The sequence below is a fragment of the Micromonospora sp. NPDC023869 genome, from assembly GCF_055559695.1.
On the sequence record NZ_JBVHKD010000001.1, the window covers coordinates 611992 to 635859 of the forward strand.

23 protein-coding genes are annotated in these 23868 nt (G+C 69.1%); 3 read left to right on the plus strand and 20 right to left on the minus strand.

Annotation, left to right across the window (positions count from 1 at the left end):
- Window positions 1-53: 53 nt before the first annotated feature.
- From nuoL to mqnC, 17 genes are all read right to left on the minus strand, one after another.
- Window positions 54-2012 (minus strand): NADH-quinone oxidoreductase subunit L, encoded by a 1959-nt coding sequence (nuoL, locus tag ACZ31C_RS02475; RefSeq protein ID WP_465793870.1) that lies wholly within the window; start codon window positions 2010-2012, stop codon window positions 54-56.
- 12 nt (window positions 2013-2024) lie between these two features.
- Window positions 2025-2342: an NADH-quinone oxidoreductase subunit NuoK gene (nuoK, locus tag ACZ31C_RS02480; protein WP_013731028.1), complete on the minus strand. Its 318-nt coding sequence runs from the start codon at window positions 2340-2342 to the stop codon at window positions 2025-2027.
- Window positions 2339-3106, minus strand: coding sequence for an NADH-quinone oxidoreductase subunit J (locus tag ACZ31C_RS02485; RefSeq protein ID WP_465793871.1), 768 nt, complete (start codon window positions 3104-3106; stop codon window positions 2339-2341). The genes nuoK and ACZ31C_RS02485 overlap by 4 nt, the downstream gene beginning before the upstream one ends.
- The gene (gene nuoI / locus ACZ31C_RS02490) at window positions 3103-3744 is read right to left on the minus strand and encodes an NADH-quinone oxidoreductase subunit NuoI (RefSeq protein ID WP_350697422.1); all 642 of its coding nucleotides are present in this window, start codon (window positions 3742-3744) and stop codon (window positions 3103-3105) included. The genes ACZ31C_RS02485 and nuoI overlap by 4 nt, the downstream gene beginning before the upstream one ends.
- Before the next feature lies 1 nt (window position 3745).
- Window positions 3746-5098, minus strand: a complete 1353-nt coding sequence (gene nuoH / locus ACZ31C_RS02495; RefSeq protein ID WP_465793872.1) for an NADH-quinone oxidoreductase subunit NuoH — start codon at window positions 5096-5098, stop codon at window positions 3746-3748.
- 61 nt (window positions 5099-5159) lie between these two features.
- Window positions 5160-7655, minus strand: a complete 2496-nt coding sequence (locus ACZ31C_RS02500) for an NADH-quinone oxidoreductase subunit G (protein WP_465793873.1) — start codon at window positions 7653-7655, stop codon at window positions 5160-5162.
- A complete protein-coding gene (nuoF, locus tag ACZ31C_RS02505) occupies window positions 7655-8971 on the minus strand; it encodes an NADH-quinone oxidoreductase subunit NuoF (protein WP_465793874.1) in 1317 nt (438 codons plus the stop codon). Before nuoF ends, ACZ31C_RS02500 begins: the two co-directional genes overlap by 1 nt.
- Window positions 8968-10014: an NADH-quinone oxidoreductase subunit NuoE gene (gene nuoE, locus ACZ31C_RS02510; protein ID WP_465793875.1), complete on the minus strand. Its 1047-nt coding sequence runs from the start codon at window positions 10012-10014 to the stop codon at window positions 8968-8970. Before nuoE ends, nuoF begins: the two co-directional genes overlap by 4 nt.
- A 52-nt stretch (window positions 10015-10066) precedes the next feature.
- On the minus strand, window positions 10067-11392 hold the full coding sequence (locus tag ACZ31C_RS02515; protein WP_131054079.1) for an NADH-quinone oxidoreductase subunit D: 1326 nt from the start codon (window positions 11390-11392) through the stop codon (window positions 10067-10069).
- A 55-nt stretch (window positions 11393-11447) separates the two neighbouring features.
- Window positions 11448-12182 carry an NADH-quinone oxidoreductase subunit C gene (locus ACZ31C_RS02520; RefSeq protein ID WP_396741133.1) on the minus strand — a complete coding sequence of 245 codons (735 nt, stop codon included), beginning with the start codon at window positions 12180-12182 and terminating at the stop codon, window positions 11448-11450.
- Window positions 12179-12856 carry a NuoB/complex I 20 kDa subunit family protein gene (locus tag ACZ31C_RS02525; RefSeq protein ID WP_117229654.1) on the minus strand — a complete coding sequence of 226 codons (678 nt, stop codon included), beginning with the start codon at window positions 12854-12856 and terminating at the stop codon, window positions 12179-12181. The genes ACZ31C_RS02520 and ACZ31C_RS02525 overlap by 4 nt, the downstream gene beginning before the upstream one ends.
- A 13-nt stretch (window positions 12857-12869) precedes the next feature.
- Window positions 12870-13235 carry an NADH-quinone oxidoreductase subunit A gene (locus ACZ31C_RS02530; RefSeq protein WP_350697428.1) on the minus strand — a complete coding sequence of 122 codons (366 nt, stop codon included), beginning with the start codon at window positions 13233-13235 and terminating at the stop codon, window positions 12870-12872.
- Window positions 13236-13344: 109 nt separating this feature from the next.
- Window positions 13345-14619 (minus strand): geranylgeranyl reductase family protein, encoded by a 1275-nt coding sequence (locus ACZ31C_RS02535; protein WP_465793876.1) that lies wholly within the window; start codon window positions 14617-14619, stop codon window positions 13345-13347.
- A gap of 167 nt (window positions 14620-14786) precedes the next feature.
- Window positions 14787-14993: a hypothetical protein gene (locus ACZ31C_RS02540; protein ID WP_396741137.1), complete on the minus strand. Its 207-nt coding sequence runs from the start codon at window positions 14991-14993 to the stop codon at window positions 14787-14789.
- Window positions 14994-15069: 76 nt separating this feature from the next.
- Window positions 15070-15777 carry a demethylmenaquinone methyltransferase gene (locus ACZ31C_RS02545; RefSeq protein WP_396741139.1) on the minus strand — a complete coding sequence of 236 codons (708 nt, stop codon included), beginning with the start codon at window positions 15775-15777 and terminating at the stop codon, window positions 15070-15072.
- Window positions 15778-15926: 149 nt separating this feature from the next.
- Entirely contained in the window at window positions 15927-17105 is a 1179-nt protein-coding gene (locus ACZ31C_RS02550) for an LPXTG cell wall anchor domain-containing protein (protein WP_465793877.1), read from the minus strand.
- Window positions 17106-17399: 294 nt separating this feature from the next.
- A complete protein-coding gene (gene mqnC, locus ACZ31C_RS02555; protein WP_465793878.1) occupies window positions 17400-18590 on the minus strand; it encodes a cyclic dehypoxanthinyl futalosine synthase in 1191 nt (396 codons plus the stop codon).
- A gap of 176 nt (window positions 18591-18766) precedes the next feature.
- Here mqnC and ACZ31C_RS02560 point away from each other — a divergent pair, with 176 nt between their 5' ends.
- The 3 genes from ACZ31C_RS02560 (at window position 18767) to ACZ31C_RS02570 (ending at window position 21182) form a co-directional block, all read left to right on the plus strand.
- The gene (locus ACZ31C_RS02560; protein WP_465793879.1) at window positions 18767-19999 is read left to right on the plus strand and encodes an AAA family ATPase; all 1233 of its coding nucleotides are present in this window, start codon (window positions 18767-18769) and stop codon (window positions 19997-19999) included.
- Between the two features lie 108 nt (window positions 20000-20107).
- The gene (locus ACZ31C_RS02565) at window positions 20108-20749 is read left to right on the plus strand and encodes an RloB family protein (RefSeq protein ID WP_396741147.1); all 642 of its coding nucleotides are present in this window, start codon (window positions 20108-20110) and stop codon (window positions 20747-20749) included.
- Between the two features lie 10 nt (window positions 20750-20759).
- A complete protein-coding gene (locus ACZ31C_RS02570) occupies window positions 20760-21182 on the plus strand; it encodes a restriction system modified-DNA reader domain-containing protein (protein WP_465793880.1) in 423 nt (140 codons plus the stop codon).
- 72 nt (window positions 21183-21254) lie between these two features.
- Here the strand turns inward: ACZ31C_RS02570 and ACZ31C_RS02575 are convergent, their stop codons facing one another.
- From ACZ31C_RS02575 to paaD, 3 genes are all read right to left on the minus strand, one after another.
- The gene (locus tag ACZ31C_RS02575) at window positions 21255-22055 is read right to left on the minus strand and encodes an SGNH/GDSL hydrolase family protein (RefSeq protein WP_465793881.1); all 801 of its coding nucleotides are present in this window, start codon (window positions 22053-22055) and stop codon (window positions 21255-21257) included.
- A 199-nt stretch (window positions 22056-22254) separates the two neighbouring features.
- On the minus strand, window positions 22255-23376 hold the full coding sequence (paaE, locus tag ACZ31C_RS02580) for a 1,2-phenylacetyl-CoA epoxidase subunit PaaE (protein ID WP_465793882.1): 1122 nt from the start codon (window positions 23374-23376) through the stop codon (window positions 22255-22257).
- Window positions 23373-23849, minus strand: coding sequence for a 1,2-phenylacetyl-CoA epoxidase subunit PaaD (paaD, locus tag ACZ31C_RS02585; protein ID WP_465793883.1), 477 nt, complete (start codon window positions 23847-23849; stop codon window positions 23373-23375). Before paaD ends, paaE begins: the two co-directional genes overlap by 4 nt.
- Window positions 23850-23868: the final 19 nt, after the last annotated feature.

Here is a 23868-nt window from a genome sequence, read left to right on the forward strand (position 1 = left end):
GCGCGGTCCGCCGGCGACGGCCGCCTGCGAGACCGTCGGCCTCTTGAGGTCGATCACGCGAACCACCCCGCCTGTACGGCCAGGAACGCGCCCACGATCAGCAGCGCCCCGGCGAGGATCGAGGTGGCGTACGACCGGACGAAGCCGGTCTGCAACCGCCGCAGTCGGCCCGAACCGCCGCCGACACCGGCTGCCAGCCCGTTGACCAGCCCGTCGATGCCCCGGTTGTCCAGGTAGACGAGCGCCCGGGTGAGGAAGATGCCGGGCTTCTCGAAGACCGCCTCGTTCACCGCGTCGGTGTAGAGGTTCTTGCGGGCGGCGGTGACCAGCACCCCGGCCGGCTGCGGCTCGTTGGCCGTGCCGTTGCGGAACAGGAACCAGGCCAGCGCGGCACCGAGCACGGTGACACCCAGCGACAGCACCACGATCGCCCAGTGCGGCAGCACCGCGTCGTGGTGCGCCTCGGCCGCGCCGAGGCCGGCGGTGGCGGTCAGCCAGTCCGGTACGGAGGTGGCCAGCAGCCAACCCGCGCCGATCGAGCCGATGCCGAGCAGGATCAGCGGGATGGTCATCAGCGGCGGGGACTCGTGCGGGTGCTCGATGTCCGTGGTCCAGCGCTTCGGCCCGTGGAAGGTGAGCACGAACAGCCGCGTCATGTAGAACGCGGTCAGCGCGGCACCGAGCACCGCGGCCCCGCCGAACAGCCAGGCCGTCCAGCCGTCCCGCTCGAAGGCGGCGGCGATGATCGGCTCCTTCGAGAAGTAGCCGGAGAACGGGAACATGCCGATGATGGCCAGCCAGCCCGCGCCGAAGGTGATCCAGGTGATCTTCATGTACTTCGACAGGCCGCCGAAGCGGCGGATGTCCACCTGGTCCTTCATGCCGTGCATGACCGAGCCGGCGCCGAGGAACATGTTGGCCTTGAAGAAGCCGTGCGCCAGCAGGTGCACGATGGCCAGCGCGTACGCCGCGCCACCGAGGCCGACACCGAGGAACATGTAGCCGATCTGGCTCACCGTCGACCAGGCGAGCACCCGCTTGATGTCGTCCTTGGCGCAGCCGATGATCGCGCCGATCAGCAGCGTCAGCGCACCGACGCTAACCACCACCAGTTGCAGCGTCGCGTTGGCCGAGAAGATGATGTTGGACCGGGCGATCAGGTAGACACCGGCGGTGACCATCGTCGCCGCGTGGATGAGCGCCGACACCGGGGTCGGGCCCTCCATCGCGTCCGGCAACCACGCCTGGAGCGGGAACTGGCCGGACTTGCCGGCCGCGCCGAGCAGCAGGAGGATGCCGAGCACCAGCACGGTGCTGCCGGCCAGCGCGCCGATCCCGTTGAACACCTCGTCGTACTGGGTGGTGCCCAGGGTGGCGAACATGATGAAGATGGCGATGGCCAGACCGGCGTCGCCGACCCGGTTCATCAGGAACGCCTTCTTGCCGGCGGTGGCCGCGGCCGGCTTGGTGTTCCAGAAGGAGATCAGCAGGTACGACGCCAGACCGACGCCCTCCCAGCCGAAGTAGAGCATCACGTAGTTGTTGCCGAGGACCAGCAGCAGCATGGCCGCGACGAACAGGTTGAAGTAGGCGAAGAACCGCCGACGACCCGGGTCGTGCGCCATGTACTCGACCGCGTACAGGTGGATCAGGAAGCCCACGCCGGTGATCAGCAGGACGAAGACCCCGGCCAGCGGATCGAAGAGCAGTCCGAAGTCGACGTTGAGGTTGCCGACCGCGATGAAGTCCCAGAGGCTCAGTTCGACTGACTTGTTCTCCAACCCGCGCAGGTTGAAGAAGTAGGTCAGACCGAGCAGGAAGGCGACACCGACGGCGGCCACGCCGAGCCAGTGCCCCCACCGGTCGGCGCGCCGGCCGAGCAGCAGCAGGACCATCGCGCTGACCAGCGGGATCGCCACCAGCAGCCAGACGCTGCTCAGCAGCCCGTCGGCCGTCGCGTACGAGACGGTCTCGGCCGGAGCAGCCTGGGCGTACGTCACAATTTCGTCCACCGGTGGGCCCCTCTAGTACTTCAACAGGTTGGCGTCGTCGACGCTGGCGGAGCGCCGGGTGCGGAAGATCGCCATGATGATGGCCAACCCGACCACGACCTCGGCCGCCGCCACCACCATCACGAAGAACGCCATGATCTGGCCGTTCAGGTCACCGTTCATCCGGCTGAAGGTGACCAGCGCCAGGTTGGCCGCGTTGAGCATCAGCTCGACGCACATGAACAGCACGATCGCGTTGCGTCGGACCAGCACCCCGGCCGCGCCGATGGTGAACAGCACCGCGGCGAGGACGAGGTAGTAGTTCGGTTCGACGGAGAAGAAGTCACTCACTTCTCAGTGCCCTTCAGGGTGGTCTCCTCGGCGGCCAGCTCACGCACCGGAAGAATGTCCGGCGTGCTCCGGTCGCTCAGCCGGCCGTCCGGCAGGCGCGCCGGGGTGGCCACCGACGAGGAGGTGGCGAAGACACCCGGGCCGGGCTTCGGACCGGGGTAGTTGCCCGGCGCGAAGCGGGCCTTCATGGTGGCCACCTGGTCGCGCTTGTCCTCCTTGCGCCGCTCGATGTGCGCCAGGATCATGCCGCCGATGGTGGCGGTGATCAGCAGCGCGGCGGTCAGCTCGAAGGCGAAGATGTAGTCGGTGAAGAGCAACCGGGCGATGCCCTGCACGTTGCCGCCCGCGTTGGCCGCCTCCAGGCCCACCGCCTCGGTGCCCTGGGTGGCCCGGTAGACCCCGCTGCCGAGCAGGGCGGCGAAGCCGACGCCGAGCCCGATCGCGGCGATCCGCTGACCCCGCAGCACTTCGATCAGTGAGTCCGAGGCGTCCCGGCCGACCAACATCAGCACGAACAGGAAGAGCATCATGATCGCGCCGGTGTAGACGATGATCTGCACCATGCCGATGAACGGTCCGGCCTGGAGCACATAGAACACGCCCAGGCTGAGCATGGTGAGCACCAGCCAGAGCGCCGAGTGCACCGCGTTACGTGCCGCGACCATGCCGATCGCGCCGGCCAGCGCCAGCGGGGCGAGGATCCAGAAGGCCACCGCCTCGCCGCCGGAGACCGCACCCGCGGCGAGCACCGTCGAGGTGGTCATTCCGTCTCTCCCTTGTCCGCCGCGGCACGCTGGGCGGCCTGCTCGGCACCGGGGAAGGTGACGCCCGGGTGCTCGTCCAGCTGGTACCGCCCCGGCCCCATCGGCGAGCGCTCGGCACCGGCCGAGGTGCCCGGGTTGGTCAGGCTGCCGATGTAGTAGTCCTTCTCGCTGTCGCCCAGACGCATCGGATGCGGCGGCTGCTCCATCCCCGGCAGCAGCGGCGCGAGCAGCTGCTCCTTGGTGAAGATCAGGTCCTGCCGGTTGTCCCGGGCCAGCTCGTACTCGTTGCTCATGGTCAACGAGCGGGTCGGGCACGCCTCGATGCACAGCCCGCAGAAGATGCAGCGGGCATAGTTGATCTGGTAGTTGCTGGCGTACCGCTCACCCGGCGAGAAACGCTGCTCGTCGGTGTTGTCGCCACCCTCGACGAAGATCGCGTCCGCCGGGCAGGCCCAGGCGCACAGCTCACAGCCGATGCACTTCTCCAGGCCGTCCGGGTGCCGGTTGAGGATGTGCCGGCCGTGGTAGCGCGGCGCCGGCTTCGGCGGGGTGAAGGGGTAGTCGGTGGTGACGACCTTCTTGAACATGTGCGAGAAGGTGACCCCGAAGCCCTTGAACGTTCCGGTGATCGCGCCCACGTCACACCTCCTCAGAGTCCTGGCCGGCGGGAACGTTGGCCGGCTCCCGCTCGGCGACCATGCGCCGGGTACGCGGGCTCGGGGGTACCTGCAGATCCATTGGCGGCAGCGGGAAGCTGCCCTGCGGCCGGTTCTCGACCTGCTCGGCGACGGTCGGCTTCGGCTGCGGCTTGCGGCTCGGCCAGAACATCGCGGCGAGCAGCACGATCCCGGCCGGGATGCCGATGGCCCACAGGCGACCCGTGGTGTCCCAGTCGCCGATGGTGCGGTACCAGCCCAGGACCACGATCCAGACCAGGCTGATCGGGATCAGCACCTTCCAGCCGAGCCGCATGAGCTGGTCGTAGCGCAGCCGGGGCAGCGTGCCCCGCAGCCAGACGAAGACGAACACCAGCAGGATGACCTTGCCGAAGAACCAGAGCAGCGGCCACCAACCGGTGTTGGCGCCCGACCAGAGGCTGATCGGCCACGGCGCGTACCAACCGCCCAGGAAGAGGGTGACGGTGAAGGCCGACATGGTCACCATCGCCACGTACTCGCTGAGCATGATCAGCGCGAACTTCAGCGAGCTGTACTCGGTCATGAAGCCCGCCACCAGCTCCGACTCCGCCTCCGGCAGGTCGAACGGCGGCCGGTTCGTCTCGCCGACGATGGAGATGAAGAAGACGATGAAGCTCGGGAACAGCAGCAGCGCGTACCACCCGGGCGCCGGGACGTCGAAGCCGAAGAGGTTCACCTGCGTGCCGTTGCCCTGCGCGGCCACGATCTCCGAGGTGGACATCGTGCCGGCGAGCATGAACACCGCCACGATGGAGAGCCCCAGCGAGACCTCGTACGAGATCAGCTGGGCGGTGGACCGCAGACCACCGAGCAGCGGGTAGGTCGAACCGGAGGCCCAACCGGCGAGCACGATGCCGTAGACCGCCAACGACGAGAAGGCGAGCACCACCAGCACCGCCACCGGCACGTCGGTGACCTGCAACGGCGTCTGGTGGCCGAAGATGCTGACCATCGGGCCGAAGGGGATCACCGACAGCGCGGTCACCGCGCAGATCACCGAGATGGCCGGCGCGAAGAAGTAGATGACCTTGTCTGCCGACTTGGGGAGGATGTCCTCCTTGAAGGCCATCTTCAGGCCGTCGGCGAGCGTCTGCAGCAGACCGAAGGGGCCGAGCTGGTTCGGGCCCGGCCGGACCGCCATCCGCCCCACCACTCGCCGCTCGAACCAGACGCCCAGCAGCGTGCCGAGCAGGGCGACGACGAAGGCAAAGACGATCTTGCCAAGCACCAGCCACCACGGGTCGTGACCGAAGTCGGTCAGCGACGGCGCCTGGGCGAGGAGCGAGTGACTCACTGGGCCCACCTTTCGTTCCCGACTGCGGGGCTCACTCGCTCCGCTCGTTCACTCCTCGCACTCACTGGTTACCCCCGACGGAGTTGAGCAGCGGGCCCGAACGACCCGCCGCGTCGGCGGCGACCGGCTCGGCCGTACCGGGTGCGGAGACCCGGACCACCGAACCGGAGGTCGCGCCCAGGCTGCGTCGTACCGTCGAGCCGGGCGAGTTGGTGGGCAGCCAGACCACGCCGTCCGGCATCTCGGTGATGGCTGCCGGCAGGGTCAGCGCCCCACGGTCGGTACCCACCGTCACCGGGTCGCCGTCGGCGACGCCGAGCGCCTCCGCGCTGCCCTTGCCCAGCCGGACCACCGGCGGACGGGCGGTGCCGCCCAGGTGCTCGTCACCGTCGATGAGGCTGCCCAGGTCGAGCAGTTGGTGCCAGGTCGCCAGGACCGCCTCGCCGGGCGCGAGGTCCCGGACGGTGCCCGGCTCGACACTCGGGGCGGCCGGACGACCCACCCGGGTCGTCGGCAGGCTGCCCAACTCGCGCCGTACGGAGAGCACGTCTCCGGTGCCCAGCCGCACGTCGAGCTGGGCGGCGAGCGCGTCGAGCACCCGACCGTCGGTCATCGCGGCGGTGTTCAGGACCGCGTCGAACGGACGCAGCCGACCCTCCCAGTCCAGGAAGCTGCCGGCCTTCTCGACCACCGGGGCGACCGGCAGGACGACGTTCGCCCGTCGGGTCACCGCGCTGGCCCGCAGCTCCAGGCTGACCAGGAACGGCACTGCGTCGAGGGCCTGCTCGGCCAGGCGCGGGTCGGCCAGGTCGGCCGGGTCGACGCCGGCCACCACTAGCGCACCGAGCTGGCCCGCTGCGGCGGCGGCGAGGATGCCGTCGGTGTCCCGTCCGGCCTGGCTCGGGATCACCCCGGCCGGGATGTCCCACGCCTCGCCCAGTTCGGCCCGCGCGGTCGGCTCGGTGACCATCCGGCCACCGGGCAGCAGGTTGGGCAGGCAACCGGTGTCGACGGCGCCCCGGTCGCCGGCACGCCGCGGCACCCAGGCCAGCTTCGCGCCGGTACGCGCGGCCACCTCGGCGGCAGCGGAGAGCCCGCCGGGCACCGAGGCCAGTCGCTCGCCGACAATCAGGATCGCGCCCGGGGCGCTCAGCGCCTCGGCGACCGTGGCGTGCTCGGCGAGCACCCCGGCCTCCTCACCCGGCACCACCCGGGCCAGCTTGGCACCGAGCTTCTCCAGGCCACGGGTGGCGAACGGCGCGATCGCGTACACCTTGAGCTTGTTCTTGAGGTACGCCTTGCGCATCCGCAGGAAGAGGATCGGGCACTCCTCCTCCGGCTCCAGGCCGACCAGCACCACCGCCGGAGCGTTCTCGACGTCGGTGTAGGTGACGTCGGTGCTGCCGGCGACGTTGCTGGCCAGGAAGTCGGCCTCCTCGCGGGAGGCCGGGCGGGCCCGGAAGTCGATGTCGTTGGTGTGCAGCGCGATCCGGGCGAACTTCGCGTACGCGTAGGCGTCCTCGACGGTCAGCCGACCGCCGGTGAGCACCGCCGAACCCTGACCGCCGTCCCGAGCGGCACGCAGCCCCTCGGCGGCGACGCTGAGCGCCTCGCTCCAGGACGCCTCGCGCAGCTCACCGGTGCGCTCGTCGCGGACCAGCGGAGTGGTCAGCCGGTCGGTGGCGCGGGCGTACTGGAAGCCCCACCGGCCCTTGTCGCAGTTCCACTCCTCGTTGACCTGCGGGTCGTCGCCGGCCAGCCGGCGCATCACCTTGCCGCGACGCCAGTCGGTGCGCTGGGCGCAGCCCGCCGAGCAGTGCTCGCAGACGCTCGGGCTGGAGACCAGATCGAACGGGCGGGCGCGGAAACGGTACTGGGTACCGGTCAGCGCGCCGACCGGGCAGATCTGCACGGTGTTGCCGGAGAAGTACGAGTTGAACGGCACGTCACCTGCGTCGCCCTCCTCGCCGTACTCCTCGTCCCGGTAGATGTTGATCTCCTCGGCGGACGACCGGTTCATCAGGTCGATGAACTTGTCACCGGCGATCTCCTCGGAGAACCGGGTGCAGCGCTGGCAGAGCACGCAGCGCTCACGGTCGAGCAGCACCTGCGTGCTGATCGGCAGCGGCTTCGGGTACTCCCGCTTGTGCTCGTGGAACCGCGAGTCGGTACGGCCGGTCGACATCGCCTGGTTCTGCAGCGGGCACTCGCCGCCCTTGTCGCACATCGGGCAGTCGAGGGGGTGGTTGACCAGGAGCAGCTCCATGATCCCCTCCTGCGCCTTCTTGGCGACCGGGGAGCTGAGCTGGGTACGGACGACCATGCCCTCGGCCACCGTCTGCGTGCAGGAGGCGACCGGCTTACGCTGCCCCTCCACCTCGACGAGGCACTGGCGGCAGGCACCGGCCGGCGCCAGCAGCGGGTGGTCGCAGAAGCGGGGGATCTCCGTGCCGATCTGCTCGGCGACGCGGATCAGCAGCGCCCCCTTCGGGGCGGTGACCTCGACGCCGTCAATGGTCAGCGTGACCGTCTCAGTCGACTTGGCAACGTCCGTCATTAGTGGGCTCCCACCAACTGCTTGTCGGACAACTTCGGAGCGGTCCGTCCCTCGATGTAGTCGAGGTAGTCCTGCTTGAAGTACTTCAGGGACGAGGTCACCGAGCTGGTGGCACCGTCACCCAGGCCGCAGAACGAACGGCCCAGGATGTTGTCGCAGGTGTCGAGCAGGGTGTCCAGGTCGTCGTGGGTGCCCTGACCGGCCAGGATGCGCCGGTAGACCCGGACCATCCAGTAGTTGCCCTCCCGGCACGGGGTGCACTTGCCGCACGACTCGTGGTGATAGAACTCCAGCCAGCGGTAGGTCGCGTAGACCGGGCAGTCCTGGTCGGAGAAGATCTGCGTGGCCGTGGTGCCGAGGATCGATCCGGCGCCGGCCACCCCCTCGAAGTCCAGCGGCACGTCCAGGTGCTCGGCCGTGAGCAGCGGGGTGGACGAGCCACCCGGCGTCCAGAACTTGAGGTGGTGTCCGGGCTGCATCCCGCCGGCCAGCTCCAGCAGCTCGCGCAGCGTGATGCCCATCGAGCACTCGAACTGGCCGGGGTTGGCGATCCGGCCGGAGAGCGAATAGATCATCGGCCCGGAGGACTTCTCCGTGCCCATGGTCTTCCACCACTCGGCACCACCGAGCACGACGTACGGCACGCTCGCGATGGTGCCGACGTTGTTGACCACGGTGGGGCTGGCGTACAGGCCGTGGGTCGCCGGGAACGGCGGGCGCAGCCGGGGCTGGCCCCGGAAGCCCTCCAGCGAGTCCAGCAGCGCCGTCTCCTCGCCGCAGATGTACGCGCCGGCGCCCGAGTGCACCACCAGGTCCAGGTCGAACCCGGAACCGAGGATGTCGCGCCCGAGGTAGCCCTTGGCGTAGGCCTCGTTCACCGCGTTGCGCAGCCGACGCGCCGCGTGCACGGCCTCGCCCCGGATGTAGATGTAGGCCCGGCTGGCCCGGATCGCGTACGACGCGATGATCACGCCCTCGACCAGCGAGTGCGGGTCGTGCGTCATCAGCGGCAGGTCCTTGCAGGTGCCCGGCTCGCCCTCGTCGGCGTTGACCACGAGGTAGTGCGGCTTGCCGTCGCCCTGCGGGATGAAGCCCCACTTGAGCCCGGTCGGGAAGCCGGCGCCGCCACGACCGCGCAGCCCGGAGTCCTTGACGAGCTGGATCAGGTCGTCCGGGTGCGCCTTGAGAGCCTTACGCAGCGCGGCGTACCCGTCGAGCTTCTCGTAGGTGCCGATCCGCCAGGCGTCCGGCGACAGCCAGCGCTTGGTGAGTACCGGCGTCAGCTTGGCCAGGGTCTCCGGCCGAGGCGTGGTCACTTCTGAGCCCCCTTGTCGTTCGCGGAGCCCCGGCCACCGCCGGACGACTCCGCCTCGCTGAGGTTGCGCTCCTGAGCCTCGGCGTCGTCGCCGGCAGGCTTGCCGTCACCGGCGGGCCGGTTGGCCGCCGTACCGGCGGCCTCCGCCGCCCGGGCGTCGCTCGACGTGGGCGCCGCCCCGTCGACCGGCACCTTGGTGCCGGGTGCGTCCGGCACGGCCGTCTGGGCGTCCGGCTGCCGGGTCTCGGCGGTACGCACCTGCGGCGACTTGCGGTCCGGCGCGGGCACGTCGGGTGCCGTGGTGCCGGTCGGCGCAGCCTTGGCCGGGGTGGCCGGGGCCGGCTTGTCACCGGCCTTGCCGCTGCGGATCGGGGTGTTCGGGTCGAAGCCCGGCACCGAGATGCCGTGCTGCTCGGCCAGTCGCAGGCCACGCAGGCTCGGCTCACCCGGTACGCCGTCGGCGACCGCGCCCTCGCGCTCGTCGGCGAAGCCGGCGAGCTGCACTGCCATCTCCTTGAGGGTGCAGAGGCGGGCGCCCCGGCTCGGCGTGGGCCGCCCACCGGCACGCAGCTCGTCGACCAGACCGACCGCGCTCTGCGGGTCGACCCCGTCGAAGAAGTCGTAGTTGACCGTCATCACCGGGCCGTAGTCACAGGCGGCGAGGCACTCGGCGTGTTCGAGGGTGATCGAGCCGTCCTCGGTGGTCTCGTCGTGCCCGACACCCAGGTGCTCGGTGAGGGCGTCGTAGACCTCCTGCCCGCCCAGGACGTTGCACATGGTGTTGGTGCAGACGCTGACCAGCCAGTCACCGGTGGGGCGGCGCTTGTACATGGTGTAGAAGCTGGCCACCGCGCCGACCTGGGCCTTGTTCAGGCCGAGCACCTCGGCGCAGAACGCCACTCCGGCCGGGGAGACGTAACCCTCCTCGGACTGCACCAGATGCAGCAGGGGCAGCAGGGCCGAACGGGACCGGTCGGCCGGGTAACGGGCGATGATCTCCCGCGCCCGAGCGCGCGTCGCATCAGTGAAAACAGTCGTGGTCATCAGCGCCGCCTTCCGTTCGCGACTGCGGGGCTCGCAAGCTCACTCCTCGCGCTCACCGGTCACAACCTCCCATGACGGGGTCCAGCGAGGCGCCGCCGGCGATCACGTCGGCGATCAGGCCACCCTCGGCCATCGCCGGCAGGGCCTGGAGGTTGACGAAGCTCGGCTCCCGGTAGTGCACCCGGTACGGCCGGGTGCCACCGTCGGAGACCGCGTGCACGCCCAGTTCGCCGCGCGGCGACTCGATGCCGACGTACACCTGGCCCGGCGGCACCCGGAAGCCCTCCGTCACCAGCTTGAAGTGGTGGATCAGAGACTCCATCGACTGCCCCATGATCTTGGCGACGTGCTCCAGCGAGTTGCCCATGCCGTCGACGCCGATGGCCAGCTGCGCCGGCCACGCGATCTTCTTGTCGGCGACCATCACCGGTCCCGGCTCGAGCCGGTCCAGCGCCTGCTCGACGATCTTGAGCGACTCGCGCATCTCGGCCATCCGGACCAGGTACCGGCCCCAGACGTCGCCGTCGGGGTGCGTCGGCACGTCGAACTCGTAGTCCTCGTAGCCGCAGTACGGCATGGTCTTGCGCAGGTCCCAGGCCAGGCCCGCGGAGCGCAGCACCGGGCCGGTGACACCGAGCGCGACACAGCCGGTCACGTCGAGCACCGCGATGTTCTTCGTACGCTCCAGCCAGATCGGCTGGCCGGAGAGCAGGTCCTCGTACTCCTTGAGCCGCTTCGGCAGGAGCTTGAGGAAGTCGCGGATCTTGACGATCGCCTCGTCCGGCACGTCCTGGGCGACACCGCCCGGCCGGACGTACGCGTGGTTCATCCGCAGCCCGGTGATCAGCTCGAAGATCTCCAGGATGTACTCGCGCTCCCGGAAGCCGTAGAGCATCATGTTGATCGCGCCCAGCTCCATCGCCGTGGTGGCGACCCAGACCAGGTGCGAGGAGATCCGGTTCAGCTCCATCATGAGCACCCGGATGGTGTTGGCCCGCTCGGTGATGTCGTCGGTGATGCCGAGCAGCTTCTCCACCGCGAGCGAGTACGCCGTCTCGTTGAAGATCGGCGAGAGGTAGTCCATCCGGGTCACGAACGTCGAGCCCTGGACCCAGTTGCGGTACTCCAGGTTCTTCTCGATGCCGGTGTGCAGGTAGCCGACGACCGAGCGGGCCTCCCGGACCGTCTCGCCCTCCAGCTCCAGGACCAGCCGCAGCACCCCGTGCGTGGACGGGTGCTGCGGGCCCATGTTGACGACGATCCGACCCTCGTTGATCGGGTCGACTCCCGAGACGAGATCGTCCCAGTCCCCGCCGGTGACGGTGAAGACCCGACCTTCGGTGGTCTCGCGCTCGGTGGCGTAGTTGGACGCGCTCACAGTGCCGACCTTTCGTTCGCGACTGCGGGGCTCCGCTTCGCTGCACTCCTCGCGTTCACTGGTACGACCTCCGCTTGTCGGGCGGCGGGATCTCGGCGCCCTTGTACTCCACGGGCACGCCGCCGAGGGGGTAGTCCTTCCGCTGCGGGTGGCCCTCCCAGTCGTCCGGCATGAGGATCCGGGTCAGCGCCGGGTGGCCGTCGAAGATGACGCCGAACATGTCGTACGCCTCCCGCTCCTGCCAGTCCGCGGTCGGGTAGACCGAGGTGACGCTGGGCAGATGCGGGTTCTCGGCGGAGACGGCCGCCTCCAAGCGCACCAGTCGCCGATAGGTCATCGAGGTGAGCTGGTAGACCACGTGCAGCCGGCGCTCGTCGGCACCCAGGTAGTCCACGCCGGAGAGCGAGGAGAGCAGCTCGAAGCGCAGCCCCGCGTCGTCCCGCATCACCTGGCACACCTCGGCGATCCGCTCCGGGCGGATGTGCAGGGTCAGCTCGCCCCGGTCGACCACCACGTTCTCGATCGCGTCGCCGAAGGCCGGGTACGCCTCCTCCAGCGCGTCGTACACGTCGTCGAAGTAGCCGCCGAACGGCCGAGGCGAGTCGGCGAGCTGCGGGCGCGGGCGAACCAGGCCGCCGAAGCCGGAGACGTCGCCGGTGCCCTGGTTGCCGAACATGCCCCGGCCGGCGGGCGAGGCCGGTGGGAACTCTGCGGGCGCACCGCTGGTCGACCCGGCCGGCGTCACCGGAACCGGTACGCCGCCGCCCTCGGCTCGCTTGTCGTCAGTCACTTGATCCCCCCGTACGGGTGGAGGTGGTTCTGGGCCTTCATCCAGTTCTCGATCCGCAACTGCTCCTCGCGTCCCTCGCGGACGGCCTTCGTCCACTCGGCGCGGCGGGCCTTGTCGTTGCGGTACGACGACGGCATCGAGCCGTAGGGCACGACCGGCACGTCACCGCGCGCCTCGCGGGCCGCCAGCATCTTGCGACCGTTCGGGCCGAGCGGCTCGTGGCCGATCTTCTCGCGCAGCTTGAGGATCGCGTCGATGAGCATCTCCGGCCGGGGCGGGCAGCCCGGCAGGTACATGTCGACCGGCACGACGTGGTCCACGCCCTGGACGATGGCGTAGTTGTTGAACATGCCGCCGCTGCTGGCGCAGACGCCCATGGAGAGCACCCAGCGGGGCTCGGCCATCTGGTCGTAGATCTGGCGCAGCACCGGGGCCATCTTCTGGCTGACCCGGCCGGCGACGATCATCAGGTCGGCCTGCCGGGGCGAGGCCCGGAAGACCTCCATGCCCCAGCGGCCCATGTCGTAGTGCGGACCACCGGCGGCCATCATCTCGATCGCGCAGCAGGCCAGGCCGAAGGTGGCACCCCAGACCGACGACTTGCGCGACCAGTTGACGAGCTTCTCCACCGAGGTGAGCAGGACGCCGGCGGGAAGTTTCTCCTCGATACCCATTGCCGTTCCTCCCTCAGTCCCAGTCCAGACCGCCGCGCCGCCACTCGTAGGCGTACGCGACGAAGACCGCACCGATGAAAATCAACATGGCGACGAATCCAAACACCGGCAGGAGGTCGAAGGAGACAGCCCACGGGTAAAGGAAGATCATTTCCACGTCGAAGACGATGAAGAGCATCGCCGTCAGATAGAACTTGACCGGGAACCGGCTGCCGCCGATCGGCTGCGGGCTGGGCTCGATCCCACATTCGTAGGCTTCGAGCTTGGCCTTGTTGTAACGCCGGGGCCCGGCGAACCGGGCAGCGCCTATCGAGAACAGCGCGAAGGCGGCAGCGAGGGCGAACAGCCCAATGATGGGTACGTAAGGCGAGAGTGACATCTTCTTCTCCTGCTCGTCCTTCCCTGCCCTCGTTCGTTGGCGAAATTCACACTATTCACATCCCACCCGGCGACCGTCGGCGGGGGGTCGACCTGCCTGGTCCGCGCCCCTACACAGCGGGCGCGACCCGGGTCATCGCATTGATCACCCGGTCCATCGCGTCACCGCCACGGGGGTCGGTGAGGTTGGCCAGCAGCTTGAGCACGAAGCGCATCAGGGTCGGGTGGGGCATGCCGTGCTTGGTCGCCACGCGCATGATCTCGGGCCGGCCGATCAGCTTCACGAAGACCCCGCCCAGCCGGTAGTAGCCGCCGAACCGGGTCTTCAACTCCTGCGGGTACGCCATCAGGGCACGCTCCCGCTCGACACCGACCGGACGGGCCAGCGCCTGCACCGCGACCTCCGCGGCCAGCTCGCCGGACTCCATGGCGTACGCGATGCCCTCGCCGTTGAACGGGTTGACCATGCCGCCGGAGTCACCGACCAGCATGACCCCCCGGGTGTAGTGCGGCACCCGGTTGAAGCCCATCGGCAGTGCCGCGCCGAGGATCGAACCCTCGGCGTTGGCCTCGTCGGTCATCCCCCACTCCGGCGGCGTGTTGGCCAGCCAGTCGGTGAGCAGCCGCCGGTAGTTGGTCTTGCCGAAGGCCGACGAGGAGTTGAGGATGCCGAGGCCGACGTTGACCCGACCGTCACCGAGGCCGAAGATCCAGCCGTACCCGGGCAGCAGGGCACCGGTGCCCTTGGCCCGCAGCTCCAGCCACGACTCCAGGTAGTCGTCGTCGTGCCGGGCCTCGGAACGGTAGTAGCGGCGGACCGCCACGCCGATCGGGCGGTCCTCGCGCTTGGCCAGCCCGAGGGCGAGCGGGAAGCGGCCGGAGACGCCGTCGGCGGCGACCACCAGCGGCGCGTGGAAGGTGGCCGGGGCCTTGTCCGGGCCGTCCTCGGCCTCCACGCCGATCACCCGGCCGTTGCCGTCGAGCACCGGGCCGGTCACGTTCACGTTGGTCCGTAGCGTCGCGCCGGCGGACACCGCCCGCTGGGCGAGCAGGTCGTCGAAGTCGAGCCGTGTGCGGACCAGCCCGTAGTTCGGGAAGCTGGCCAGATCCGGCCAGTCGAGTTCGAGCCGAACGCCGCCGCCGATCACCCGCAGACCTCGGTTGTGCAGCCAGCCGGCCTCCGGTGAGGTGTCCACACCCATCCGGATCAGCTGCCGCACCGCGCGCGGGGTCAGCCCGTCGCCGCAGACCTTCTCGCGCGGGAACTCGGTCTTCTCCAGCAGCAGCACGCGTACGCCGTGCCGGGCCAGGTGGTACGCGGTCGCCGACCCACCGGGACCGGCGCCCACGACGATCACGTCGGCGTCGTTCTCCACCGCGGTCATTCGCACCTCCTCCCGAGTGCTCGTGAAATGCTTCACAAGCCAGCCGGGACGAGTCTATGACCGACGCCGTACGCTCGGTTTGTTAGGGCGACCTAACATCACGGAAACAGGACACTGACGGAACTCCCGGACGCTGCGGCCATGCGATCCGGGACATCGGAGCAGCCCTATGCGGTGGGGCTGGCGGCGTCCAGCCCTGCGCGGATCGTCTCCGGCAGGTGCTCCCGCAACGCGCCACCGGCGGCCCGGTCCAGCGCGGCGAGCACCTCGGACACCACCTGACGCACGTCCGCCGGATCCGCACCGGCCAGATCCCTGAGCTGGTCGACCAGCTCGGCGGCATCATCGGTGGCCACGTGGTTCGCATCCGTCATGCGGGCCAGCCTAAGGGGCAGGCAATACCAAATGACCCCATTCACCTAAATGACGGTGAGAAAGGGGCAAGTCGGGTCAGTCGCGGATGGCCCGGTGCAGCGCCACGATGCCGCCGCTCAGGTTCCGCCACGCCACCTTGCCCCACCCGGCCGCCCCTACCCGCGCGGCCAACGCCGGCTGGTCCGGCCAGGCCCGGATCGACTCGGCGAGATAGACGTAGGCGTCCGGGTTGCTGGACACCGTCCGCGCCACCGCCGGCAGCGACCGCATCAGGTACGACAGGTAGACGGTGCGGAAGGCCGGGTTGACCGGGGTGCTGAACTCGCAGACCACCAGCCGGCCGCCCGGCCGGGTGACCCGCGCCAGTTCGCGCAGCGCCGCGTCGGTGTCGCTGACGTTGCGCAGCGCGAAGGAGATGGTCACCGCGTCGAAGCTCGCGTCGGCGAAGGGCAGCCGGAGGGCGTCACCGGCCAGCAACGACACCTGTGGACGGACCTTCTTGCCCGCGTACAGCATGCCCAGCGACAGGTCGGCGCCGACCGCGTACGCCCCGGAGCGGGACAGCTCCTCGGTCGAGACCCCGGTGCCCGCGCCCACGTCCAGCACCCGGTCCCCGGGACGCAGGTCCAGGGCGGCCCGGGTGGCCCGCCGCCAGAACCGGTCCTGCCCGAAGGAGAGGACGGTGTTGGTCAGGTCGTAGCGGGCCGCGACCCCGTCGAACATCGCGGCGACCTCGTGCGGCTGCTTGTCCAGGCTGGCGCGCTGGCCCTGCGGGGTGCTCACCCCTCCACTCTGCCAGCCCGACCTCCGACCGTTCACCGCCAGGGTCGCCGGTGCCCACGGCACAGACAGTAGGGGCGGGATGGTCGCCCATCCCGCCCCTACTGCCGTGCGTTATGTGAACGGCCCGCGCGGGCCGATTGAGGACTACCTCAGGAGTTGGTCTTCTCGTCCCCCGGAGCCACCAGGACCACCCGGCGACGACGGGACACCAGGAACATGGCCGCACCGGCGAGCACGACGCCCGCACCGACGGCGCCGATCGCGCCGGCCTGCACACCGGTGACCGGCAGGCCACCGCCACCGCCACCGTTACCGGTGGCCGCGACGATCACGGCGAAGTCGTCGCTGTTGTCCGACGGGTCGATGTCGGCGAACTCGGTGTCCTCGATCTCCCGGACCTCGGCCCGGTCGAAGTCCGGGACGGTCGCCTGCTTGCTGATCCGGGCCTCCGGCTTCAACGCGCCGTGCGCCACGGCCTCCAGCGAGCCGCCCTTGAGGGCCACCGGTGCCTTCACGTCCTCGTCCACGACGATCGGCATATCGATGATGAGCACCTCGTCGGTCCCGATCACAAGCGTCTTGTCATCGCACACGGCGCTGCGGTTATCGGCGCTGATCTCGCACCCCTCGACCGGGAAGGCGAAGGTCACACCCACCGGAAGCTGGAAGGTCAGCTTGATGCCCTGGGCGATCAGGTCGCCCTGGTTCAGGACCGCACCGAAGACGATTGAGGTATCGCCCGGAAGGAGCTTGTCGCTCTCCTTCTCGGTTTCGAAGTCGATGCCGGTCTTCACGTCCGGCACGATAACGCCCAGGTCGACGCCGCTCTCAGGGGTCACCTCGACGTCGAAGGTGACGCTGTTGTTGCTGTCGTCGGTGTCGTCCGGCGACTCGATGGTGATGGTGACCGGGGCCTTGTACGGCCCGGTGGCCGTCTCACCGGTCTTGACCAGGAGGAGCGGCAACTCGGTGGTCTCGCCGGGTCCGGGGATCTCGGTCTTGTCCAGCTCGCAGACGAACAGGGTCGGGTCGCTGTCGGTCGTGCACCCACCCTCGGTGACCGTCGCGAACCAGAGCCTGCTCTCGTCCACCTTGGAGGCGTCGACCTTGAGGGAGACCTTGCTCGGGGTGTTCTCACCCTGGTTTTTGATCTTGGCGAAGGCCAGCTTGCCCCAGGAGCCCTCGGCGACCTTGGTGCCGGCCGAGGTGATCGCCAGGTCGGTCTCGGTGCCGGCGGCGTGGGCCGGTACGCCGAACGCGGCGACCGCGCCGGAGGCGAGCAGCGCGGCCGTGGCCAGGCTCGCGGCACGACGAGTACGGAAGATCATTAAAGGGTCTCCCCCGTGGAGTGGTGAGAAGCGTACGGCCGGGGACGTTAGCGGTCGGCGATCACACGCGCCACCCCGGTTCACACACGCCACAAGCTGCTCAGCTAATGGTCATTTAAGGTTTGTCCGGATTGATGGCTCTTGTTGCCCGAGGGAGCGCGACCCCGCACCGCTCCGGCACTACGCTTCGAGCCGGTTGGATGGGCGGGGCGAGCCGTTCGGGTGATCAGCCGAGCGTCGGCACCGTTGGCGAACCGTGACCTTTCCGGGGACCACTCGTGACCTTGGGGAGACTCAGTTCGCCTCGACCAGCGGCAGGGAGCGACCGGCACCGCCGCCGGGCAGCGCGATCGACGAGAAGTGCGACACCACCCGCTCGTCGGTGGGGTCGTCGGCAGGGGTGTGGTGCACGGCCAGCCGCCGGTAGAGCGTGTCCCGTTGCGCCGGGATCCGGTCGGCGGAGCGGATCATCCCGATCAGCTCGTGCAGGTTGGACCGGTGCCGGGCACCCGCCGAGGAAATGACGTTCTCCTCCAGCATGATCGAACCCAGGTCGTCCACGCCCATGTGCAGCGCGAGCTGCCCCACGTCCTTGCCCGTGGTCAGCCAGGACGCCTGTAGGTGCGGCACGGTCTCGAAGAAGAGCCGGGCCACCGCCACCAGGCGCAGGTACTCCAGCGTCGTCGCCTGGGTCCGGCCCTTGAGGTGGTTGTTCTCCGGCTGGTACGTCCACGGGATGAAGGACCGGAAGCCCTGGGTGCGGTCCTGCACGTCGCGGATCATCCGCAGGTGCTCGATCCGCTCGGCGGCCGTCTCGCCGGTGCCCATCATCATCGTCGCGGTCGACTCGACGCCCTGCCGGTGCGCCAGCTCCATGACCTCCAGCCAGCGCTCGCCCGACTCCTTGAGCGGCGCGATCGCCTTCCGCGGGCGCTCCGGAAGCATCTCGGCGCCGGCACCGGCGATCGAGTCCAGCCCGGCGGCCTTGATCCGGGCGATGGCCTCGTCCAGGCTGACGTCGGAGACCTTGGCCATGTGCAGGATCTCGCTCGGGCCGATCGAGTGGATGGCGAGCTGCGGGTACGCCTTCTTGACCGAGGAGAACAGCTCCTCGTAGTACTCCACCCCGTAGTCCGGGTGGTGGCCGCCCTGGAGCATGACCTGGGTCGCGCCCAGCTCGACCGCCTCGCCGCAGCGGCGCAGGATCTCCTCGGTGGGGTGGGTCCACCCCTCGCTGTGCTTGGGAGCCCGGTAGAAGGCACAGAACTTGCACGCCGTCACGCAGACGTTGGTGTAGTTGATGTTGCGGTCGATCAGGTACGTGACGATGTTGTCCGGGTACCGCCGACGGCGTACCGCGTCCGCGGCCTCGCCCAGCGCGTGGAAGGGCGCCTCGGTGTAGAGCAGCAGCGCCTCCTCGGGCGTGATCCGCCCACCGTCCGCGCCACGCTGCAGGATGTCGTCGATCTCCCGGCTCGTCGTCACGCCACCGAGCCTACGTCGCGACTCCCACCGACCACCCCCAGACCCGTCCGGAGATGCCGCACACCACAAGCGCGGCCTCGATGAGGCGATCGGGCACGCGCAGGTGGCCCAGATCGTCACTTTCTGACGAATAGCAGCCCGAGAGGAGGTACATTACGCGTGAATGGGGATTGGAGTTGAGCCAGTCGATGCTGCTGCGCTTCCGGGCGACCAACTTCGCGTCACTACGTGACGAGGCCGAGCTGAGCCTCATCGCCACCGATGAACATCCCGGCGTCGCCACTCGGCCAGTCCCGCGCGAGAAGCTGGACGTCCTACCCGTCGTCGGCATCTTCGGACCGAACGCGTCGGGTAAGAGCAACATCATCAAGGCCCTGGAGTTCGCCGGCAACGCAGTGCAACTCTCCCATCAGAGGTGGCTTCCGGAGGAACCGATCCCCGGTCGATGGCCGTTCCGGCTCGACCCGACCAGTGCGAGTCGGCCCAGCGAGTTCGTCTTCGACTTCGTGGTCGACGACGTGCGGTACGAGTTCGGCTTTTCGCTCGATGACGAGGTGATCCAGCAGGAGTGGCTGTACGCGTTCCCCAAGGGACGCCGGCAGGTCTACCTCGAACGCCAGGGTGGATCACTGCATTTCGGAAACAACCTCGCTGGGCCGCGCGAGCTGATCGCGGACACCGTGCGCCCGAACAGCCTCTTCCTGTCTGCGGCCGCCACGCACAACCACCCCCAGCTCAGCAGGATCTACCGCTGGTTCAGTTCGCGACGGATGATCACTTACGATGCGGGCACGTCGAGCCGTTTTCCTCCAGGGACGCTCCCGGACGAACGGATGCTCGCGCTACTCCGCTTCGCCGATCTCGGCATTGTCGGCGCGACGGTCGTCCGACCCGATCCACGACCCGCCATCGCGCAGGAGCTTCCTCGGATCGAGTTCCTTCACTCAGCGGCGGTCGAGACCGGCGAGGCGCCCCTGCCGTGGCAGTGGGAGTCGTCCGGCACGCGTAGCTGGTTCAGCCTGCTGCAACTGGCGATACGTGCTCTCGACGCCGGTGGACTGCTGGCCGTGGACGACCTCGGCAGCGAGTTGCACCCGCACCTCACCTCCGAGCTGATCCGCATGTTCCATAGACCGGAGAGCAACCCATCCGGGGCGCAGCTCGTATTCAACAGTCACGATGTCGGCCTACTCGGCCGCCACCGGTCCGCACGTCTTGACCGAGACCAGATCTGGCTCACGGAGAAGGACACCAGCGGCGCTACCCGCCTCTACCCCTTGACTGAGTTCCGAGTCCGCGGCGGCCTTGACGATGTCGAGGGCAGGTACCTCAAGGGCCGCTACGGAGCGGTCCCCTTTCTCGATCACCAGATACTCGATCTTCTCCAGCCACCGGACCACGCGGCGTGAGCAAATAACTCTAGACACCAGCGTTTTGGGCATCGAAGTTCCAAAGTTTAGTGGCTAGAGTTCGGTCATGCCGTTACTCGACCGCGCCACCTCCAGGCAGACCAGGCGATGAGGCGTCGTAACAAGCCTTTGCGGCGCCAGCCTGGGCGCCGGGAGGAGCGGAAGGCATATCTGATCTGCTCGGAGGGCGAGAACACGGAGACTCTCTACTTCAAGGGTCTGCGCCGAGAACTTCGAGCCGGAACTGTCCGGATCGAGGTCTTCTCTGGCAAGGGCCAGCCCTACGGCGTCGTCCAGAAAGCGCTCACCGAGGCTGAACGGGCCGCCGCCGGCGGAGAGCCCTATGACGAGGTGTGGTGCGTCTTCGACGTGGAGGCACCGGACCCCCATGCTCAACTAGACGCCGCACTCGGATTGGCCAAGCAACACCGCATCCACTGCGCCGTCTCGAATCCCTGCTTCGAGGTCTGGCTCCTGTTGCACTTCGAGAACCTGCCCCACCTCACGACCGATGAGGCGTGCCGCAGGCTTGAACGGCATCCCTGCGGATACCGGAGGCGAGACAAGGGATTGAACTTCGAGGCCCTTCGGTTGGGGCGAGCGGAGGCAATCCGACGGGCCAGTCAACTGGATCGCCAGCAGGTCGGCAGGAGTCTGCCCGAACGTAACCCGTCGACGTCGGTGCCGCTCCTGGTCACCGCGCTCGAGTCGGACGCTGGGCCAGCAGCACGTGCAGCATCGAAGGATTGAGGAGCCGCAGATGCCGATGCATCCGATCGAAGTCGATGACGACGTGTACGCCCTGCTGCAGCAGCATGCACGGCCTTTCGTCGACCAGGAGAACGACGTACTCCGCCGATTGTTGGGTTTGGATGGCAGCCCGACAGCCATCGCCAATCGGGTAAGTGGTGGGGATCTTCGCGCGCTGCTCGATGCCGAACTCCTGGCACCCGGCGACGAACTCGTTCATATCCAGACGCGGAAAGGTCTGACCCACCGAGCGGTGGTCACGGCCGACGGCAACATCCGACTTCCTGATGGATCGACCTATGCCAAGCCGTCACCCGCGCTCAAAGCCTGCGTGGGGCACGACATCAACGGCTGGGGTCAGTGGATCCATGCACAGAGCCGCGAATCGCTCCAGTCGCTGCGTGAGGCGCTGCGGAAACGGCAAGCAGACTGAACTCGCACGAGACCGGGGCCGCCCGCATCCCTCGGGACACGAACGGCCCCGTCGGGCCTCGACCTGGTCGGATCAGGAGCGGTACGCCGCCAGCATCCAGGTGTACGCGGCGTGCCCTTCCGCGTTCGGGTGGAAGGTCTCGGTGAGACGGGTCAGGTTGACCCCGTGGAGGAACGGCTTGGGGCTGCACGCCTCGTACCCGGCGAGGACCGGGCGCATGTCGACGAAGGTGACGCCGGCCCGGCTCGCCGCCGCGCGGGTGCCCTCGGCCACCGCGTCGGCGTTGCCGTTCATGAAGGTGCGCTTGGCGGCACTGGGGCTGATCGCGCCGCAGGAGCCGGTCGGGGCGACCAGCCTCGGGTAGCCGAGTACGACCACCTTCGCCTTGGGCGCCCGGCGCTTGATCTCGCCGTAGAGGCCGGCGAGCTCGCCCACCATCTGGTTACGGGCGTAGTACGAGGAGTACATGGTGGCGGTCTCGCAGTACCACTCGCTCTCGGTGAGGCAGCCCGTTGCCACCGAGGAGAACTGCGCGTCGTTGCCGCCCACCGTGATGCTGACCAGCGCGGTGTTGCTGCTCAGCGCGGAGAGCTGCTTGTTGCGCACGTCGGCCATGGTGGCGCCGCTGCAGGTGACGTCCTTGAGCGTGTACCCGCTGACGCTGGAGGCCAGCAACCTCGGGTAGCTCCTCGGACTGCGCAGACATGCGCCACTTGCCGAGTCGTACGGGAAGGCCCCGACGCCGGAGGCGTACGAGTCGCCGAGTGCCACGTACTCCTGGGGGGCTGCGGCGCGGGCGGGTGCACCGACGACCGTCTCCATGGCGATGAACGCCATGGCTGCGGCAACCACCACCGAGGTGAATTTGCGCATGGCTTCCTTTCTGACTGTGAAGCCGGAACTGGCCGGGATGACCGCATCAGCGCTCCTCCACAACGGACCAAGTCGGTCCAGCCATCGAGAACCGGACGATGCTCTCGTTCATCCCTCGGCGCCACAGACGGTGCGAAGCCCACGCATGTTCAGATCCCGGTCGGCGATCTTCCGACCGAGCGGGTGACGCGGGTGGACCTCAGGCGTCGTAGTCGACGGTGACGGTGTCGGTGACCGGGCTGGACTGGCAGGTCAGCACGTAACCGGCGGCCACCTCGTCGGGCTCTAGCGCATAGTTGCGGGCCATCTCGACCCGGCCGGAGACCACCTTCGCGCGGCAGGTCGAGCAGACGCCACCCTTGCAGGCGTACGGCAACTCGCTGCGGACCTTCAACGCCGCGTCCAGGACCCGCTCGTCACGGCGCATGGTGAAACGCGACGACCGGCCGTCGAGCAGGATCGTGACCTCGGTGCCGGTGCCCGGCTCGTCGCCCGGGCGGCGGACCGGATCCGGTGGCGCGTCGACATGGAACAACTCGGTGTTCACCGCCGACTCGACGACGCCCCGCCCGACGAGCACCGCCTTGGCGTCCACCACGAGCCCGTACGGGCCACAGAGGAACCACTCCTCGATCGCGTCGCCGGGTACCACGGTGTCCAGCAGCCGGCCCAGCCGCGCGGCGTCGATCCGCCCGGAGAGCAACGGCGACTCGGTCTCCTCCCGGGACAGCACGTGCACCAGGTGCAACCGGGTCGGGTAGCGGTCCTTCAGGTCGGCCAACTCCTCGGCGAACATCACCGAGTTGGCCGTGCGGTTGCCGTACACCAGGGTGAAGGTGCTGGCCGGCTCGACGGCCAGGGCGGTGGCGACCAGCGACAGCACCGGCGTGATGCCGGACCCGGCGACCACCGCGCCGTAGCGGCGGACCCGGTCCGGAGCGAACGCGGTGCCGAAATGCCCCAGCGGCGGCAGCACCTCGACGGTGTCGCCGCGCCGCAGCACCCCGCAGGCGTACGCCGAGAACGCCCCGCCGGGGATCTCCCGCACGCCGATCCGCAGCCGCCCGTGCCGGGCCAGCTCCTGCGGGGTGGAGCAGATCGAGTACGACCGGCGCACGTCCTGGCCGGCACCCCCGCCCACGTCGACGGGCAGCCGTACGGTGAGGTGCTGCCCGGCCTGGAAGGCGAAGGTCTCGCGCAACTCCTCGGGTACGTCGAAGGTGATCGCGACGGCGTCGGAGGTGAGCCGGTCCACCGCGACGACGGGCAACGGGTGGAACACCGGGCGACGGCGGACCGGGCGGGTGATGGTGACAGTCACAGCGCCTTCACATGGTCGAAGGGTTCGGAACAGGCGCGACAGCGCCACAGCGCCTTGCACGCGGTGGAGCCGAAGCGGCTGAGCTGCTCGGTCTCCGGTGAACCGCAGCGCGGGCAGCGCACGGCGAGGGTCAGCGGGACCACGCCGTCGCGGGATGCCGCCTGCGGTGGGGCGATGCCGGCGGCGGCCAGCTTGGCCCGACCGGCGTCGCTGATCCAGTCGGTGCTCCAGGCCGGGCTGTGCACCGTACGTACCTCGGCGTCCGGGTGCCCGGCGGCGGCCAGCGCCCGCCGGATGTCGGCCCGGATGACGTCCATCGCCGGGCAGCCGGTGTACGTGGGGGTGATGGTCACCACGACGCGGCCGGTCGCCGGGTCCTCCTCCACCGCGCGCAGGATGCCGAGGTCGTCGATGGTGACCACCCGGATCTCGGGGTCCACCACCGACGCGACGGCCACGCGCGGATCGGTCATCGCGACGGTCCGTCCGTGC